This window comes from Klebsiella sp. 54 (genome assembly GCF_018223875.1).
Taxonomy (GTDB): Bacteria; Pseudomonadota; Gammaproteobacteria; order Enterobacterales; family Enterobacteriaceae; genus Klebsiella; species Klebsiella quasipneumoniae.
The window spans coordinates 184386-200737 of the sequence record NZ_JAGRRA010000005.1 but is presented as its reverse complement, the minus strand read 5'-3'; the positions used below and the strand labels follow the sequence as shown (position 1 = coordinate 200737).

Below are 16352 nucleotides of genomic sequence, written 5' to 3'. Positions count from 1 at the left end.
CTTTTCCTCGCAGGTAAGATGGTGTTGTTATGCACTTTGATGATGTCGGGTACGGTATTTGTCGATCAGCACCGCAATGATGATCACCGCCCCTTTGATCACCAGTTGCCAGAAGTAGGAGACCCCCATCAGGGTCATACCGTTATTGAGGGTGGCGATAATCAGCGCCCCCACCAGCGTACCGGTGATGGTGCCGATCCCGCCGACGAAGCTGGTGCCGCCAAGAATGACCGCGGCGATGGCGTCCAGCTCGTAGCCGACCCCGAGGTTACCGTTGGCGCTGTACAGCCGGGAGGCGCTCATCACTCCGCCAAGGCCGGAGAGCAGGCCGCTCATGCCATAGACAAACAACAGCACCAGCCAGACTTTAATGCCGGTCAGCCGCGCCGCCTGCATGTTGCCGCCCACCGCGTAGATATGCACCCCAAGGGTGGTTCGGCGCAGGATAAACCAGCACACCGCGATAACCGCCAGGGCGATGACCACCAGCCACGGCACCGGGCCGAGGTAGTCATTGCCGATCCACTCGAAGCTGATATCGGAGTTGATCACCGTGGTGCCGTCGGCCAGCAGATAGGCGGCGCCGCGCAGCGCCGTATAGGTGCCGAGAGTGACGATAAACGGCGGTAGCCCGGCGAAGGCCACCAGCGCGCCGTTGAACAGGCCGAGCAGCAGGCCGAGCATCAGCGCCGCCGGAATCGACAGCAACGCCAGCTCCGGGATCAGCGAGACCACCATTGCCGCCACCGCGGTGGTGCCGAGAATGGAGCCGACGGAAAGGTCAATGCCGCCGGTGAGGATGATGAAGGTCATTCCCGCCGCCAGCACAATGTTGATCGAGGCCTGGCGGGTGATATTCAGCAGATTGCTTTCCGTGAAGAAGTTGGGGGCGATAAAGCCGAAGACGGCGACGATCAGGATGAGGATCGGCAGAATGCCGACGGTCTGCATCAGGTCGCCCATCAGCATTTTTTTCGCCGAAGCGGATTTCGCGACCGGCGCGGAGGTCTCTTTCGGTATGCTCATAGTTGCCCTGCCTTAAGGTGAGAATCGTTCACGCCGGTGGCCAGCGTCATGATCTGTTCCTGGCTGATATCGCCGGACTGCAGCTCGCCGGCGATAGTCCCTTCGCGCATCACATAGACCCGGTCGCTCATGCCCACCACTTCGGGCAGTTCGCTGGAGATCATCAGAATGGCGACGCCCTGGCGCGCCATGTCGTTCATGATGCGGTAAATCTCGCTTTTCGCGCCGACGTCGACGCCGCGGGTGGGTTCATCAAGGATCAGAATGCGCGGGCCAATCGCCACCCAGCGTGAAATCAATAATTTCTGCTGGTTGCCGCCGGACAGCCCGCCGGCGCGCACCTGGGCGTGCGGTACGCGGATGTTCAGCAGCTGGATGGCATCATCGGAGATGGTTTGCGCCTTCCGGCGGTTGAGCATTCCCCAGGTCGCGTCGCGCTCCAGCGTCGCCATGGTGATGTTTTCCTGGGCCGCCAGTTCGAGAAACAGGCCCTGCTCTTTGCGGTTTTCGGTCAGAAAGCCGATGCCATGGTCGATGGCTTCGCGCGGCGAGTGGATCACCACCGGCTCGCCGTCGATCTCGATCACCCCGCCGGTGGCTTTGCGCACGCCAAAGATCAGCTGCGCCAGTTCGGAGCGTCCGGCGCCGACCAGCCCGGCGAGGCCGACGATTTCGCCGGCATGCACCACCAGGCTGCTGGGCTTAACCTTACCGCCATCGGTCAGATCCTCGACCCGCAGGCGCGGCTGGCCGCGGGGAATATCGCGCTCTTTATTGAACAGATCGCTGAGCGGACGGCCGACCATCATGCGCACCAGCTCCGGTGCGTTGAGCTTGTCGCGCACCAGGCTGCCGACATACTGCCCGTCGCGCAGGACGCTGACCCGGTCGGAGAGCTCATACACTTCCGCCATGCGGTGGCTGATATAGATAATCGCCATCCCCTCATCGCGCAGGCGCAGGATGAGGTCGAACAGGCGCTGGGTTTCCCGCGAGGAGAGGGCGGCGGTGGGTTCATCCATCACCAGAATGCGGCTTTGACGGTGCAGGGCGCGGGCGATCTCCACTTGCTGCTGCTCGGCGATGGTCAGGGTCATCACCCGGTCGCTGGCCCTGAACTGGGCGCCGAGACGGTCGATCACCGCCTGCGCCTGGCTGAGCATGGCTTTGCGCTGCACCAGGCCACCACGTGCCAGCTCGCTGCCGAGGAAAATGTTTTCCGCGACGGTCAGGTTCGGCGCCAGCTGCATCTCCTGGTAGATCAACGTGATCCCGGCGGCCAGCGCGTCCTTGGGGCCGCGGATCGTTTGCGGTTTTCCGTCGATCAGGATCTCGCCGCTGGTGGCGGTATAGGCGCCGGCGAGGATCTTCATCAGCGTGCTTTTTCCGGCGCCGTTCTCCCCCATCAGGGCGTGGATCTCGCCGGGCCAGACCGTCAGGTCGACGCCCTTTAGCGCGTAGAATTTGCCAAAAGCTTTGGCGATATGGCGCATTTCCAGTACCGGGGTGGCGGTCATCACGGCGCTCCTGTCTGCGAGAACAATAGCAGCAGTCCACCACCGGAAAATAAATGCAGGATGTCAGAATCCATTCATATTTGTCATAGTGATAAATAGTTAACCGCGATCACAGTTACGCGGCGTCATTTTCTGCACCGTCACGCCTATATGCCGACCGTTCCTTCACCGGAGTTGCTATGACCGCTCGCCGACACCCGTTTTTCACCAGCGCCCGTGGCCGCCTGCTCTCCTTTAATCTGCTGATGGTGGTCGTCACCCTGCTGGTGAGCGGCGTGGCGGTGTTCGGCTTTCACCACGCCAGCCAGCTGCAGGAGCAGGTGCAGCGCCAGACCCTCAACGATATGCGCGGCAGTATGGATCTGGCGCGGGACACGGCGAATGTCGCCACGGCCGCGGTGCGCCTGTCGCAGGTGGTGGGCGCGCTGGAGTACAAAAGCGAAGCGGAACGGCTGCTGGCGACGCAGCAGGCGCTGAAGCACTCGCTGGCCCAGCTGGCGGCGGCCCCGCTGGCGCAGCAGGAGCAGGCGCTGGTGGCCAGTATTATTCGCCGCAGCAACGCGCTGCAGCAGAGCGTGGCGGAGATGCTGGAGCGCGGCCAGCGCCGCCATCTGCAGCGCAATGCGCTGCTGAGTTCGCTTTACCAGAATCAGAGCAACCTGCGCCATCTCGCCGATCTTAACGATCGCGGCGGGGAGCGGGCGATCGATCCTCGCCGGCTGGCCGAGATGGACCGGCTGATCGTCGCCGCGATCCATACCGTCACGCCGCGGTCGATCGTCCTGCAGCTCGACCAGCTGCGCGGCGACCTGCCGGCCCATAGCGCCGATCCCGCGCTGGCGTTTGTTCTCCCCGACGTCACCCGGGAGCTGGCGAAGCTGGCCCCGCTGTCGGCCCAGCTGGAGGAGAGCGACCTGACGATCAGCTGGTACATGTACCACATCAAAGCGCTGGTCGCGCTGCTTAACGACGACATCAATCAGTACGTGACCCGGGTGGCGGAAGCCTCCGAACAGCGGGCGGCGCAGAGCCATCGGGAGCTGCGCTCCATCAGCATGTTTATTCTGCTTTCCGCGCTGCTGGCGCTGGCGATCACCGGCTGCGCCGGGTGGTACATCTACCGTAACCTGGGCTCTAACCTGACCGCTATCTCGCGGGCGATGTCGCGGCTGGCTCAGGGAGAGCCGAACGTCTCGGTGCCGGCCCTGCAGCGGCGCGACGAGCTGGGCGAACTGGCGCGCGCCTTTAACGTTTTCGCGCGCAATACGGCGTCGCTGGAGCACACCACCCGGCTGCTGAAAGAGAAGACCACCCAGATGGAGATCGATAGGATTAAGCGTCAGGAGCTGGAGGAGGCGCTGTTGCACAGCCAGAAGATGAAGGCCGTCGGCCAACTGACCGGAGGCCTGGCGCATGATTTTAACAACCTGCTAGCGGTGATCATCGGCAGCCTTGAGCTGGTGGAGCCGAATGCGCAGGATGCGCCACGCCTCACCAGGGCGCTGAAGGCGGCGGAACGCGGGGCGCTTCTGACCCAGCGGCTGCTGGCCTTTTCGCGTAAGCAGGCGCTGCATCCCCAGGCGGTGGCGATGGCGCCGTTGCTGGAGAACCTCAGCGAGCTAATGCGTCACTCCCTGCCGGCGACCTTGAGCCTGGAGATTGAGGCGCAGTCGCCGGCGTGGCCGGCATGGATAGACGTCGGCCAGCTGGAAAACGCCCTGATTAACCTGGTGATGAACGCCCGCGACGCCATGGCCGGGCGCGCGGGCGTCATTAAAATTCGTACCTGGAATCAGCGGGTCACCCGCAGCAGCGGCCAGCGGCAGGATATGGTGGCTCTGGAGGTGATCGATCACGGCTGCGGCATGTCGCAGGCGGTGAAAGCCCGGGTGTTTGAACCCTTCTTTACCACTAAAGCCACCGGCAGCGGCAGCGGCCTGGGGCTGTCGATGGTGTATGGCTTTGTGCGCCAGTCGGGCGGCCGGGTGGCGCTGGAGAGCGCGCCGGGGCAGGGGACGACGGTGCGGCTGCAGCTGCCGCGGGCGATGACCGAGGTAGAGAAGGCGGTGGCGCCGGTGGAAGACGAACCAATCCCGGCGGGAGAACGGCTGGCGCTGGTGCTGGAAGATGAAGAGGATGTTCGCCAGACGCTGTGCGAACAGCTGCATCAGCTGGGCTGGCTGACGCTGGAAACCGCCAGCGGGGAAGAGGCGCTGCAGCTGCTGGAGGCCTCGCCGGATATTGCCCTGTTGATTAGCGATCTGATGCTGCCCGGCGGGCTGAGCGGCGCCGATGTGATCCATACCGCGCGCCGCCGCTTTCCGGCGCTGCCGGTGCTGCTGATCAGCGGTCAGGATTTGCGCCCGGCGCAGAACCCGGCCCTGCCGGAGGTGGAGTGGCTGCGTAAGCCCTTTACCCGCGCTCAACTGGCGCAGGCGCTGAGTGCAGCGTACGCGAGGATTTGAGATTCCTCCGCTACCCGGGCGGCATGCCGATGATTAAGGTAGCGTCAGGACTCTGATGAGATTGGCCCCGATGAAACGTTACGCAATCGCACTGCTCTTTTGCACTCTGTCGCTGACCAGCCTGGCCGCCCGCGCCGATATTATCGATGACGCGATCGGCAATATTCAGCAAGCCATTAACGACGCCTATAACCCGGGTAGCAGTCGCTCTGATGACGACGACAGATACGATGACGATGGCCGGTATGATGACGGGCGCTATCAGGGAAGTCGCCAGCAGAGCCGTGACAGCCAGCGTCAGCATGACGATCGGCAACGCCAGCTGGACGATCGCCGCCGTCAGCTGGATGAACGCCAGCGCCAGCTCGATCGCGATCGCCGCCAGTTAGAAAGCGATCAGCGTCGTCTGGACGATGACTATTGATCGCCCCGCAGCAGACCGACGCCTAATCCAGCACGATTTCCATCCCGTCATAACCCGCTTCGAAACCTTCCGGTAGCGGGTTATCCATCATCCAGACGTCAAACTGATGGCTGATATGGGTGAGGATCACCCGCGGACAGCCTATCGCCTGGTTAAGGGCGCGAACGGTATTGAAATCGTTATGGTTACGCGGGGTCTGCGCCCGCGGCTCATGGCTGCAGTCGATGATCATCGCCTGCGGGCGGTTGCTGAGTAAAAACTTCAGCGTCTTGTCCGGCAGCCCGGCGGTATCCGAGAGCCAGGCTACCCGACTGTGGGCCGACTCCAGCAGATAACCGAAGGTGAGCTTCGAATGGTTGAGCGGCAGGGGCGTTACCCGCAGGCCCTGCAGCTCAAACACCACAAACGGCGTGACGGTATGGCTGAAGTCGAGCAGGCCGGGGTGCTTGAGCAGATCGTCGCAGCCGGCGTCGTCCGGCGGGCCGTAGACCGGGATCGGCGCGCCCACGCCCCAGCGCAGCGGAAACAGCCCCTGCACATGATCCAGGTGATAGTGGGTTAGCAGCACCTGCTGAAAGCTGCCGGCGGGATGATGTTCCATCAGATCCGGTCTGCCGGCGTCCAGCAGCGTCACTGCGCTGTTGAACGTCACCACCCCGCTACAGGGGCGTCGGCGATGGCTTTCCTCGCGGCGGGCGCGGCGGCAGGCCGCGCAATCGCAGCCAAAGGCCGGCACCAGCTGAGCGCCGCCGGTGCCGGTTAAGCGGAGGGTCAGGCTCATCGTGTCACCTTTGGTTTATACCAGCGGATCCGCTTCGCGCACCGCGTGGCTGCGCAGCAGGCGGAAAAATTCATCGACCGATTGTCGGAGACTGCCGTCGTTATTCAGCGTCAGGCAATCGTCCGGCTTATAGCGCGCGGCGCGGTCCAGACGCTGGGCGATATCCACCGCATTTTCCCGGCCGCGCTGCTCCAGCCGCTGGCGCAGCACCGGCGGCGAGACGGCGAGACAGATCGGCACCAGCACCTCGCCGTAGCGTTCCCGCGCCAGCGCCAGATGGGCGCGGGAGCCATTGGCCACCACGTCGAAGCCGGCGTGCAGCCACAGGTCGATCTCCACGCCAATGCCATAGTAAGTATGGTTGGCGTGCCAGCTGAGGGCAAAGAGATGCTGCTCGGCGCGGGTAAAAAATTCATGTTCGCTGAGGGCGATATGGTTTTCGTTACCGGCGTTAAAGGGCCGGGTAATGTAACGATGCGCCACCAGCAGCTGCGGGTGCTCGCGCTGGCGCAGCGCCGCCAGCAGGCTGTCTTTCCCGGAGCCGGAGGGGCCCACCAGCCAGATCAGTTTTCCCGGCATTAAAAGACCCTCCTTCCCTGGCGCCAGACATGGTCGATGTGGACATGCTCGCCGCGACGGTGCGCCAGCACCAGGTCGGCGCGTTTCCCCTCGGCGATGACGCCGCGATCGTCAAGGCCCAGCGCCTGCGCCGGATGTTTGCTGACCAGACGGATCGCCTGCGCCAGGGTGAAGGCGTTATCCTCGGCGTCGGCGATGCGGAATGCGGCATCCAGCAGGCTGGCGGGATAGTAGTCGGAAGAGAGAATGTCGAGCAAACCGTGGTTCGCCAGCAGGTGGGCGGCGACGTTGCCGGAGTGGGAACCGCCGCGCACGATATTCGGCGCCCCCATCAGGACGTGCATCCCGTGCTGACGTGAAGCCTGCGCCGCGGCCAGGGTGGTGGGAAACTCGGCGATGACGCTACCCAGCTGGTGGGATTCAGCCACATGCGCCTCGGTGGCGTCGTCGTGGCTGGCGAGGGCGATACGGCGGGCGCGGCACATGGCGGCGATGGTCTGGCGATTGGGCTGCGACCAGGTGGCGGCCAGAGCCATCTGCTCGGCTTCAAAACGGTCCATTTCGTCATGCGTCAGATGATATTTTCCCTGATAGTAATCGCGGTACTTGCTGCGATCGGCGTACTGACGCTGGCCGGGCGAGTGGTCCATCAGAGAGACCATGCTCACCGACTCGCGGTCGATCAGCTTTTCAAACAGCGGCAGCGTGGTGTGATGCGGCAGCTCGCAGCGCAGGTGCAGACGGTGCTCTGCGCGGTTAAGACCGCGCTTTTGCGTCTCTTCCACCGCATTGACCATCTTCTCCAGATTCTCAAGACGATCGCCGCCATCGCGCACGTCGCCAATCGCCACGGCGTCCAGCACGGTGGTGATGCCGCTGGCGACCATCATTGCGTCGTGGCTGCTCATCGCCGAGTGGGCCGGCCAGTCTACCTTCGGCCGCGGGGTAAAGAACTTGTCGAGGTTATCGGTATGCAGCTCGATAAGGCCCGGCAGCAGCCAGCCGCCTTCCCCATCCAGCGCCTGCGGCAGCCGGCTCTGGCTTTCAGCGAAGGCGAGAATGCGACCGTCCTGGACTTCCAGCGAACCGTGGACCACGTCATCGTCGAGAACCAGTTTTACGTTATTGATAATCATGCTGTTATTCCCATGGGGTGCAGCCGGTCGGCGACCTGACGGCGTACCCCTTCGTCATGGAAAATCCCGACGATGGCCGCGCCGCGCGCTTTGGCATCGTGGATCAGGTCGACCACGGCAGCACTGTTTTTGCCATCCAGTGAGGCGGTGGGTTCATCGAGGAGCAGGATCGGATAGTCGACCGCAAAACCGCGGGCGATATTGACCCGTTGCTGTTCGCCGCCGGAAAAGGTCGACGGCGCAAGGTGCCACAGACGTTGCGGAACGTTGAGGCGGGTCAGCAGCTGGGCGGCTTTGGCGGCGCTCGCTTCACGCGGCGTCCCGAGATCGAGCAGCGGCTGCATCACCACCTCCAGCGCCGAAATACGCGGGATCACCCGTAGAAACTGGCTGACCCAGCCGATAGTGGTTTTGCGCACTTCCAGCACCTTGCGCGGCGTGGCGGTGACCAGGTCCACCCATTCGTCGCCGTGGCGGATATGAATATGGCCGCTGTCCGGCAGATAGTTGGCGTACAGCGAACGCAGCAGGGTCGATTTGCCGCTGCCGGAGTGACCGTGGAGCACCACGCACTCCCCGGCGTTAACGGTCAGCGAGGCGTCGGCCAGCACCGGCAGACGCACGCCGTGCTGCTGGTGCAGAACAAAGGTTTTATGGACGTTTTCAACGCGGATCATGTTAGCTCTCACGAGGTTGGGTTGCCGGGTGGCGCTTCGCTTACCCGGCCTACGAATAACGCACCTGTGGGCCGGGTAAGGCGCAGCCGCCACCCGGCAAAACAGCATTAATTCTGCAACACCGACGACACCAGCAGCTGGGTATAAGGATGGTGCGGATCGTCGAGCACCCGGTCGGTTAAGCCACTTTCCACCACCTGGCCCTGCTTCATTACCAGCAGTCGGTTCGCCAGCAGGCGGGCGACGCCGAGATCGTGGGTAACAATCACTACCGCCAGATTCAGCTCTACCGCCAGGCCACGCAGCAGATCAAGCAGCCGCGCCTGCACGGACACATCCAGCCCGCCGGTGGGTTCATCCATAAACACCAGCTTCGGCTGGGTGACCAGATTGCGGGCAATCTGCAGACGCTGCTGCATGCCGCCGGAGAAGGTGGTGGGCAGGTCGTCGATGCGCGAGGGCGGGATCTCCACCTCCTGCAGCCACTTTTCAGCGGTGGCGCGAATGTTGCCGTAGTGGCGGGCGCCGGTGGCCATCAGCCGTTCGCCGATGTTGCCCCCGGCGGAGACCTGGCGACGCAGACCGTCCATTGGGTGCTGATGCACCACCCCCCATTCGGTGCGCAGCAGGCGGCGGCGTTCGGCTTCGCTCATGGCGTACAGCGAGCGCTGCTGGTACAGCACCTCGCCCCGCTGCGGCGTCAGGCGGGCGGAGATTGCCTTCAGCAGGGTGGTTTTACCGGAGCCGGACTCGCCGACGATGCCGAGCACTTCTCCCGGCCACAGCTCGAAGGAGACATCGCGAAAACCTTTATCCGGGGCGTAGAGATGGGTCAGGTTATTCACAGCAAGTAATGGCTGGTTCATTTTTTCTGCCCCTCGCTCTGCTGGCGGCAATAGTCGGTATCGGAGCAGACAAACATCCGCTGGCCGCTGTCATCCAGCACCACTTCGTCGAGGTAGCTGTGGCGCGAGCCGCAGATGGCGCAGGGTTCATCCCACTCCTGGACGGTAAATGGGTGGTCGTCGAAATCGAGACTCTCCACCGGGGTATAGGGCGGCACGGCGTAGATCCGCTTTTCGCGCCCGGCGCCGAACAGCTGCAGCGCCGGCATCATATGCATTTTCGGGTTATCGAATTTCGGGATCGGCGAGGGATCCATCACGTAGCGGCCATTGACCTTCACCGGGTAGGCGTAGGTGGTGGCGATATGGCCGAAGCGGGCGATATCTTCATACAGTTTCACCTGCATCACGCCGTACTCTTCCAGGGCGTGCATGGTGCGGGTTTCGGTTTCACGCGGCTCGATAAAGCGCAGCGGCTCCGGGATCGGCACCTGGTAGATCAGGATCTGATCCTCCACCAGCGGCGTCTCCGGGATGCGATGGCGGGTCTGGATCAGTGTGGCGTCTTCGGTACGCTCGGTGGTGGCGACGCCGGTAACACGCTTAAAGAACTGACGAATCGACACCGCGTTGGTGGTGTCATCGGCGCCCTGGTCAATCACCTTCAGCACGTCGTTCTCGCCGATGACGCTGGCGGTCAACTGGATGCCGCCAGTGCCCCAGCCGTAGGGCATCGGCATTTCGCGACCGCCGAACGGCACCTGGTAGCCGGGAATGGCTACCGCTTTGAGAATAGCCCGGCGGATCATGCGCTTGGTTTGCTCGTCGAGATAAGCAAAGTTATAGCCAGTCAGTGGGTTAGCCACGTTCGTTCTCCCGTTGCAGGCGTTTCAGCAGCGCCAGTTCGGCCTGGAAATCGACATAGTGCGGCAGCTTCAGATGCGAGACGAAGCCGGCGGCTTCAACGTTATCGGCGTGGGCCAGCACAAACTCTTCATCCTGGGCGGGACCGGCAATCTCTTCGTCATAGTCCGCCGCCTGCAGTGCGCGGTCGACGAGGGCCATGGCCATCGCTTTGCGCTCGCTCATGCCGAAGGTCAGACCGTAGCCGCGGGTGAAGTGCGGCGGCTCATCCTGCGGGGCGACGAAGCCGTTGACCATTTCGCATTCGGTGAGCAGCAGCTCGCCAATATTGACGCTAAAGCCCAGCTCTTCCGGGACAATCTCCACCTGCACGTAGCCGCTGCGGATCTCGCCGGCAAACGGATGGTTGCGGCCATAGCCGCGCTGAGTCGAATAGGCCAGCGCCAGCAGGTAGCCTTCATCGCCGCGCATTAGCTGCTGCAGGCGCGAAGAACGTGAGCAGGGGTAGACCGGCGGGGTGCGGGTGATATCGTCGGGCGGTGTGCCGCGATCTTCCTCGGCCTTCGCCAGACCCTGCTGCGTGAGCAGGCTAAAGACGTGCGGCGTCGGCTGCGTGTCGCACTCGGCTTGCTGCACAGAAGGCGCTTCGCCGTTTGCCAGCAGGGTAAAATCGAGCAGGCGGTGGGTGTAGTCGTAAGTGGGGCCCAGCAGCTGGCCGCCGGGGATATCTTTGTACACTGCCGAGATGCGGCGTTCGAGACGCATTTTGGCGGTGTCGATCGGTTCGCTAACCGCCAGCCGCGGCAGGGTGGTGCGGTAGGCGCGCAGCAGGAAGATCGCTTCGACGTTATCGCCGCTGGCCTGTTTGAGCGCCAGCGCCGCCAGTTCGCGGTCGGCGATGCCGCCCTCGGTCATCACCCGGTCCACCGCCAGATTGAGCTGTTCGCCTATCTGGTCAACGCTCAGTTCGGGAAGCCGTCCATCGCCCCGTCGTTTCTGTTCCTGTAAGGCGTGAGCGGCGCGGATCGCCTTCTCGCCGCCCTTGACGGCAACGTACATTTAGCAAACCTCCACGTGAGTGGTGCGCGGGATCGCCAGCAGGCGCTCGCCGCAGGTGAGGATCAGATCAATGCCCAGCGGGAACGGGTGTGGGCGCTCCGTCAGTTCGTCAATGATGCAGTCCGGCAGCTGAGGGGCGATCATTCGCTCTTCGGCAATGCCCGCCCCGGTCAGGCGCAGCATGCGTCCGCCGCTAAGGCTGGCGAGCTGAACGATCAGCGTGACGCCGGTCTCCGGGGCGGTGACGGTGCCAGCGGAGAGGACGTTGAGCTGCTCGGCGCTGATGCCGTCATTGGCGACGGCAAAGACCGCCTGCTGCGGCTGGTCCACCAGCGGCGCGCCGGTATGAAAGCGCAGATTCTGTCCCACCAGATCGTTATGCAGAGCGCTGGCGAGCCAGACCGGCGTTTCGTGATCGGCAAGGGTCAATAGCAGGCTGGTGGAAGCGACGTTCAGCGGCTGCCAGCCGTGCTGTAACTGCTGCAGGGAGACAATCACCCCCGGCTCGCTCATCGCTTTCAGCAGGCGACGAAAACTGTGTTGGGCATCCTGCACAGCCAGGGAAAAAGCGGGTTGTAAGGTCATGCGTTATCTCCGCGAACCAGGGTAAAGAAGTCGACCCGGCTGGCGTTGACTTCGGCGCGTCGGGCTTCAATGCGCGCGCTGCGTAGCGCTTCCAGCGGGGTTATCAGGGTTTCCATTAAATTGTGAAAATGGCGGGGTGACTGCAGCAGGGCGTCGATGGCCGCGCAGCGTTCGGCGTGCGGGCGGTCGCGGCCTAAGATCCAGCTGTAGCCGAGCGTTCCGTCGGCCAGACGTACCGCGGCGCGGGTGAGCGTGGCGTCGCCGGCGAAGAAACGGTCGCCGATACCGCCCATCCGGGCCTGAAGCTGCACCAGGCCAGTCTCGGGAGTGCGGATCAGTTCATACTCCGGCGCCAGCTGCAGGGAGTGCATGCGCGCCAGAAGATCTTGCGGTTCACTGTGGGCCAGCACGGACATCCAGCGCTGGCGGGTGGCGGTATCGAAGTGCATTCAGTGCTCCATGGTGAATTCAATCATGTCGGCGCGGGTGAGGCTGACGGAGTATTCGGTGGCGGCCTGCTCGCCCTGGCGGCTGTTGAGGGTGCGGACGCAGAGCAGCGGCGCCATATTGGGGATCTCCAGCAGTTTGCTCTCTTTCGCCTGTGCGCGACGGGCGCTGATTTTGGTGCGCACCCGGGTCAGTTCGACGTCAAGCCGATCGCGCAGCAGGTCGTGCAGCGAGCCGTGGCTGAAGGTCTGTAACACCGGCCAGAAGCGCAGGTCGGCGAAGTAGTGGTCAATCAGGCACAGGGCGACGCTATTGACCCGGCGCAGGGTGCGCAGATGAATGACGTTCTCGCCCTCGCTAATACCAAAGGCTTCGGCAACGTGCGCGCTGGCGGGGCGCAGTACCGACAGCAGTTTTTCGCTGGTGGGATCGCTGCCTTGTTCCAGCAGGTTTTGGCTGAAACGCGCCTGGGCGTTGAGCGGGTAATCGATCGGCCGCATCAGCACCAGCACGCCCACGCCCTGACGGCGTTGTACCCAGCCGCGCTCAACCAGCTGGTCGATCGCCCGGCGCAGGGTGTGGCGGTTAACGTCGAAGCGCGTCGCCAGCTGCTGCTCGGCGGGCAGATAGTCACCGCAGCGATAGTGGTGGCGCAACTCCTGCTCAAGCCGGGCGGCGATTTCCTGATAGCGCGTGGGATAACTGGTCGGATGTCTGGACAGGTGCATGGTCATCAAGCCTCACACAGCATAGGCGAGGAGCTTCCTCGCGTTGTGAGCCGATCCTGACCGGTTTATGTTGCAGTTCGGTTAAGTGATGATGACTAAAGGATGAAGAGTTAATGCCAGACGGATGACAGGGCGGCCAGGCCGCCCTGGCGGGGTCAGCCTTGTTTGACCACGTTGATCATCCAGGGAACGCCAAAGCGATCCACGACTTTGCCGAAGCCGTGGGCCCAGAAGGTTTCCTGCCAGGCCATCTCAATGCGTCCGCCGACCGCCAGCGCTTCGAACCAGCGCTGACCTTCAGCGACATCCCTGGGATCGAGGACGAGGGTGAAGCCGGCGTAGTGTACATCGGGCCCGAAGGCGCTGTCGCTTAGCATCAGCTCGCCGTTGCCGATGCGCAGGCTGGCGTGGGCGATGGCGTCATTCGCCATCTTCTGGCCAGACGGGCAGCCGTCAGAGGCTTCCTGCGCCGAAGGCGGCATTTCGCCAAAGGTCATTTTAAACATCAGCTCCGCGCCCAGCGTCTGCTGATAGAAAGCGATCGCCTCGGCGCAGTTGCCCGCAAAGGCAAGGTAGGGACTTAAGGACATGGTGAATACCTCAGTGACCGTAACCCGTAAAGCGTAGTCGCCCGCAGCGGGATTGAGCCAGACGGCAGCGCGAAAATGGGGTGGGAATACCGCTGCAGGGGGCTGCATAAATAGCGGCGGCTGGCCGGATAAATAACCGGATACGCAGGGAGGCGAGGGACCGTCAGGATATCGGGAGCGGCGACGGCGATAGGGGAAAATAATCGCGTCGCCTGCCCGGAAATAAATCAGTTCTTTTTGACGAATTCAGATTTCAGCTTCATCGGGCCAAAACCGTCAATTTTGCAGTCAATATTGTGATCGCCTTCGACCAGGCGGATATTCTTCACTTTGGTGCCGATTTTCAGCATTGAAGAGCTGCCTTTAACCTTCAGATCCTTCACTACCGTGACGCTGTCGCCATCGGCCAGTAAATTGCCGTTGGCATCTTTAACGATCAGAACGTCGGTTTCTTCCGTGGCTTCGGCAGGGTTCCACTCATGGGCGCATTCCGGGCAGATGTACATGCCGTTGTCTTCATAAGTGTAAGTCGAATCGCATTTTGGGCAGTGTGGCAGTTGCATGACGTTCCTCGTGATGTCGTCGAAAAACAGGACGTTGGTCCTTTAAACAGCGGCTGAGAGCCGAAAGTGGGTGTGATTATAGCGCAATCACCCACTTTTGTCGGGTGTTTTTTTGCTAAAAAATAGCCGTGGTGTTATTCCGGGAAGAAGCGAATAAACGCTGAAATTAACCGCCCGAGGTGGAGCAAAATCGACGAAATAATTTCCGGGCGATCGGCAGGAAATGAACTTATTTATTTTCCGGCACTCTGTAATTAGGCGGTAAATTTATGTGAAGTTGATCGCAGATATAAACACTGTTAGGGTAAAAAAGGGGAGCAGGTCAATTTCATCAATTATCACGATGAGCCGCTCTATTTATTCACCAGTAGCCAGAGCAGGCGTCAACAGGTTCGGTTGTACATTCTGTCAGCAGACAGTGCAGGCAAACCTGCTACGCTTGAAATGAGGAGCACAGCAATTCACCGCTCCTGACGCACGATGCGAATGGCTTTGCCATTCGGCGAAGAGGCGTGCACTCAAGGCGGAGTAGCAGAGGAAAAATATGCTTAAAAGGAAAAAAATAAAGCCCATCACCCTTAAGGATGTGACCATCATCGACGATGGTAAACTGAAAAAGGCGATCACCGCGGCCTCCCTGGGCAACGCGATGGAGTGGTTCGATTTCGGCGTCTACGGCTTTGTGGCCTACGCCTTAGGTAAAGTCTTCTTCCCCGATGCCAACCCAAGCGTGCAGATGATTGCCGCACTCGGCACCTTTTCCGTTCCATTTTTAATTCGTCCGTTAGGCGGCCTGTTCTTCGGGATGCTGGGCGATAAATATGGTCGGCAGAAAATTCTCGCGATAACTATCGTGATCATGTCGATAAGTACTTTCTGTATCGGCCTTATTCCTTCGTATGCCACGATAGGTATCTGGGCGCCGATCCTGCTGCTGCTGTGTAAAATGGCGCAGGGCTTCTCGGTCGGTGGTGAATATACCGGGGCATCGATCTTCGTCGCGGAATACTCCCCTGACCGTAAACGCGGGTTTATGGGCAGCTGGCTGGACTTTGGCTCCATCGCCGGGTTTGTGATGGGGGCTGGCGTGGTGGTCCTGATCTCCAGCGTAGTGGGGGAACAGAACTTCCTTGAGTGGGGTTGGCGTATCCCGTTCTTCCTGGCGCTGCCGTTAGGCATCATCGGGCTCTATCTGCGCCATGCGCTGGAAGAAACCCCGGCGTTCCAGCAGCATGTGGACACCATGGAGCAGGGCGACCGTGAAGGTCTGCAGGACGGGCCGAAGGTCTCCTTTAAAGAGATTGCCACTAAGCACTGGCGCAGCCTGCTGACCTGTATCGGTCTGGTGATTTCCACTAACGTGACCTATTACATGCTGCTGACCTACATGCCGAGCTACCTGTCGCATAACCTGCACTACTCGGAAGACCATGGGGTGCTGATCATCATCGCCATCATGGTCGGGATGCTGTTTGTGCAGCCGGTTATCGGCATGCTCAGCGACCGCTTCGGCCGCCGTCCGTTTATCCTGATTGGTAGCGTGGCGCTGTTTGCCCTGTCGATCCCGGCCTTCATTATGATCAACAGCAACGTGACGAGCCTGATCTTCGCCGGTCTGCTGCTGCTGGCGGTGGTGCTGAACTGCTTTATCGGCGTGATGGCCTCATCGCTGCCGGCGATGTTCCCGACCCACATCCGCTTCAGCGCTCTGGCCAGCGCCTTTAACATCTCGGTGCTGATTGCCGGTCTGACGCCAACCCTGGCGGCGTGGCTGGTGGAGACCACCCAGAACCTGATGATGCCGGCATACTACCTGATGGTGATCGCGGTGGTGGGTATGGCGACGGGCCTGTCGATGAAAGAGACGGCTAACCGTCCGCTGAAAGGGGCGACCCCGGCGGCGTCGGATATTCAGGAAGCGAAAGAAATCCTTGGCGAGCACTACGATAACATCGAACAAAAAATCGAAGATATCGATCAGGAGATCGCCGATCTGCAGGCAAAACGGTCGCGTCTGGTGCAGCAGCATCCGCGTATCAACGACTAACTGTTTTCACTGCTAATCA

General features: G+C 61.7%; 17 protein-coding genes and 1 pseudogene. 3 read left to right on the top strand and 15 right to left on the bottom strand.

What is annotated here, in order from left to right:
- Window positions 1-27: 27 nt before the first annotated feature.
- On the bottom strand, window positions 28-1026 hold the full coding sequence (locus KHQ24_RS14310) for an ABC transporter permease subunit (RefSeq protein ID WP_004206363.1): 999 nt from the start codon (window positions 1024-1026) through the stop codon (window positions 28-30).
- Entirely contained in the window at window positions 1023-2543 is a 1521-nt protein-coding gene (locus KHQ24_RS14305) for a sugar ABC transporter ATP-binding protein (protein ID WP_032456860.1), read from the bottom strand. Before KHQ24_RS14305 ends, KHQ24_RS14310 begins: the two co-directional genes overlap by 4 nt.
- A gap of 179 nt (window positions 2544-2722) precedes the next feature.
- Between KHQ24_RS14305 and KHQ24_RS14300 the strand changes: the two genes are divergently transcribed.
- Together KHQ24_RS14300 and yjdP are read left to right on the top strand one after the other, a co-directional pair.
- On the top strand, window positions 2723-5008 hold the full coding sequence (locus tag KHQ24_RS14300; RefSeq protein WP_064187835.1) for an ATP-binding protein: 2286 nt from the start codon (window positions 2723-2725) through the stop codon (window positions 5006-5008).
- A gap of 70 nt (window positions 5009-5078) precedes the next feature.
- Window positions 5079-5432, top strand: coding sequence for a DDRRRQL repeat protein YjdP (gene yjdP / locus KHQ24_RS14295; protein WP_004206366.1), 354 nt, complete (start codon window positions 5079-5081; stop codon window positions 5430-5432).
- A gap of 22 nt (window positions 5433-5454) precedes the next feature.
- Here the strand turns inward: yjdP and phnP are convergent, their stop codons facing one another.
- From phnP to KHQ24_RS24515, 13 genes and pseudogenes are all read right to left on the bottom strand, one after another.
- Complete coding sequence (gene phnP / locus KHQ24_RS14290; RefSeq protein ID WP_004206367.1) at window positions 5455-6213, bottom strand: phosphonate metabolism protein PhnP; 759 nt, start codon at window positions 6211-6213, stop codon at window positions 5455-5457.
- Window positions 6214-6228: 15 nt separating this feature from the next.
- Entirely contained in the window at window positions 6229-6792 is a 564-nt protein-coding gene (phnN, locus tag KHQ24_RS14285; protein WP_004206368.1) for a ribose 1,5-bisphosphokinase, read from the bottom strand.
- Window positions 6792-7928, bottom strand: a complete 1137-nt coding sequence (gene phnM / locus KHQ24_RS14280) for an alpha-D-ribose 1-methylphosphonate 5-triphosphate diphosphatase (RefSeq protein ID WP_004206370.1) — start codon at window positions 7926-7928, stop codon at window positions 6792-6794. The genes phnN and phnM overlap by 1 nt, the downstream gene beginning before the upstream one ends.
- A complete protein-coding gene (phnL, locus tag KHQ24_RS14275; protein ID WP_004206372.1) occupies window positions 7925-8605 on the bottom strand; it encodes a phosphonate C-P lyase system protein PhnL in 681 nt (226 codons plus the stop codon). Before phnL ends, phnM begins: the two co-directional genes overlap by 4 nt.
- A 107-nt stretch (window positions 8606-8712) precedes the next feature.
- Window positions 8713-9471, bottom strand: a complete 759-nt coding sequence (gene phnK, locus KHQ24_RS14270; protein WP_004206373.1) for a phosphonate C-P lyase system protein PhnK — start codon at window positions 9469-9471, stop codon at window positions 8713-8715.
- Window positions 9468-10316 carry an alpha-D-ribose 1-methylphosphonate 5-phosphate C-P-lyase PhnJ gene (locus KHQ24_RS14265; RefSeq protein WP_002885202.1) on the bottom strand — a complete coding sequence of 283 codons (849 nt, stop codon included), beginning with the start codon at window positions 10314-10316 and terminating at the stop codon, window positions 9468-9470. The genes phnK and KHQ24_RS14265 overlap by 4 nt, the downstream gene beginning before the upstream one ends.
- Window positions 10309-11373: a carbon-phosphorus lyase complex subunit PhnI gene (locus KHQ24_RS14260; protein WP_017900090.1), complete on the bottom strand. Its 1065-nt coding sequence runs from the start codon at window positions 11371-11373 to the stop codon at window positions 10309-10311. Before KHQ24_RS14260 ends, KHQ24_RS14265 begins: the two co-directional genes overlap by 8 nt.
- A complete protein-coding gene (gene phnH, locus KHQ24_RS14255) occupies window positions 11374-11958 on the bottom strand; it encodes a phosphonate C-P lyase system protein PhnH (RefSeq protein WP_004206375.1) in 585 nt (194 codons plus the stop codon).
- Window positions 11955-12407: a phosphonate C-P lyase system protein PhnG gene (gene phnG / locus KHQ24_RS14250; protein WP_004206376.1), complete on the bottom strand. Its 453-nt coding sequence runs from the start codon at window positions 12405-12407 to the stop codon at window positions 11955-11957. The genes phnH and phnG overlap by 4 nt, the downstream gene beginning before the upstream one ends.
- Window positions 12408-13133 (bottom strand): phosphonate metabolism transcriptional regulator PhnF, encoded by a 726-nt coding sequence (gene phnF, locus KHQ24_RS14245; RefSeq protein WP_211777331.1) that lies wholly within the window; start codon window positions 13131-13133, stop codon window positions 12408-12410.
- Between the two features lie 155 nt (window positions 13134-13288).
- Window positions 13289-13723, bottom strand: a complete 435-nt coding sequence (gene yjdN / locus KHQ24_RS14240; protein ID WP_004206380.1) for a VOC family metalloprotein YjdN — start codon at window positions 13721-13723, stop codon at window positions 13289-13291.
- 227 nt (window positions 13724-13950) lie between these two features.
- The gene (locus tag KHQ24_RS14235) at window positions 13951-14286 is read right to left on the bottom strand and encodes a zinc ribbon domain-containing protein YjdM (protein ID WP_004206382.1); all 336 of its coding nucleotides are present in this window, start codon (window positions 14284-14286) and stop codon (window positions 13951-13953) included.
- Between the two features lie 87 nt (window positions 14287-14373).
- Window positions 14374-14643, bottom strand: a pseudogene (locus tag KHQ24_RS24515) (hypothetical protein).
- A 187-nt stretch (window positions 14644-14830) separates the two neighbouring features.
- On the opposite strand from KHQ24_RS24515, the gene proP reads away from it, so the two are divergent.
- On the top strand, window positions 14831-16333 hold the full coding sequence (gene proP, locus KHQ24_RS14230; protein WP_023291673.1) for a glycine betaine/L-proline transporter ProP: 1503 nt from the start codon (window positions 14831-14833) through the stop codon (window positions 16331-16333).
- The last annotated feature ends 19 nt before the right edge of the window (window positions 16334-16352 follow it).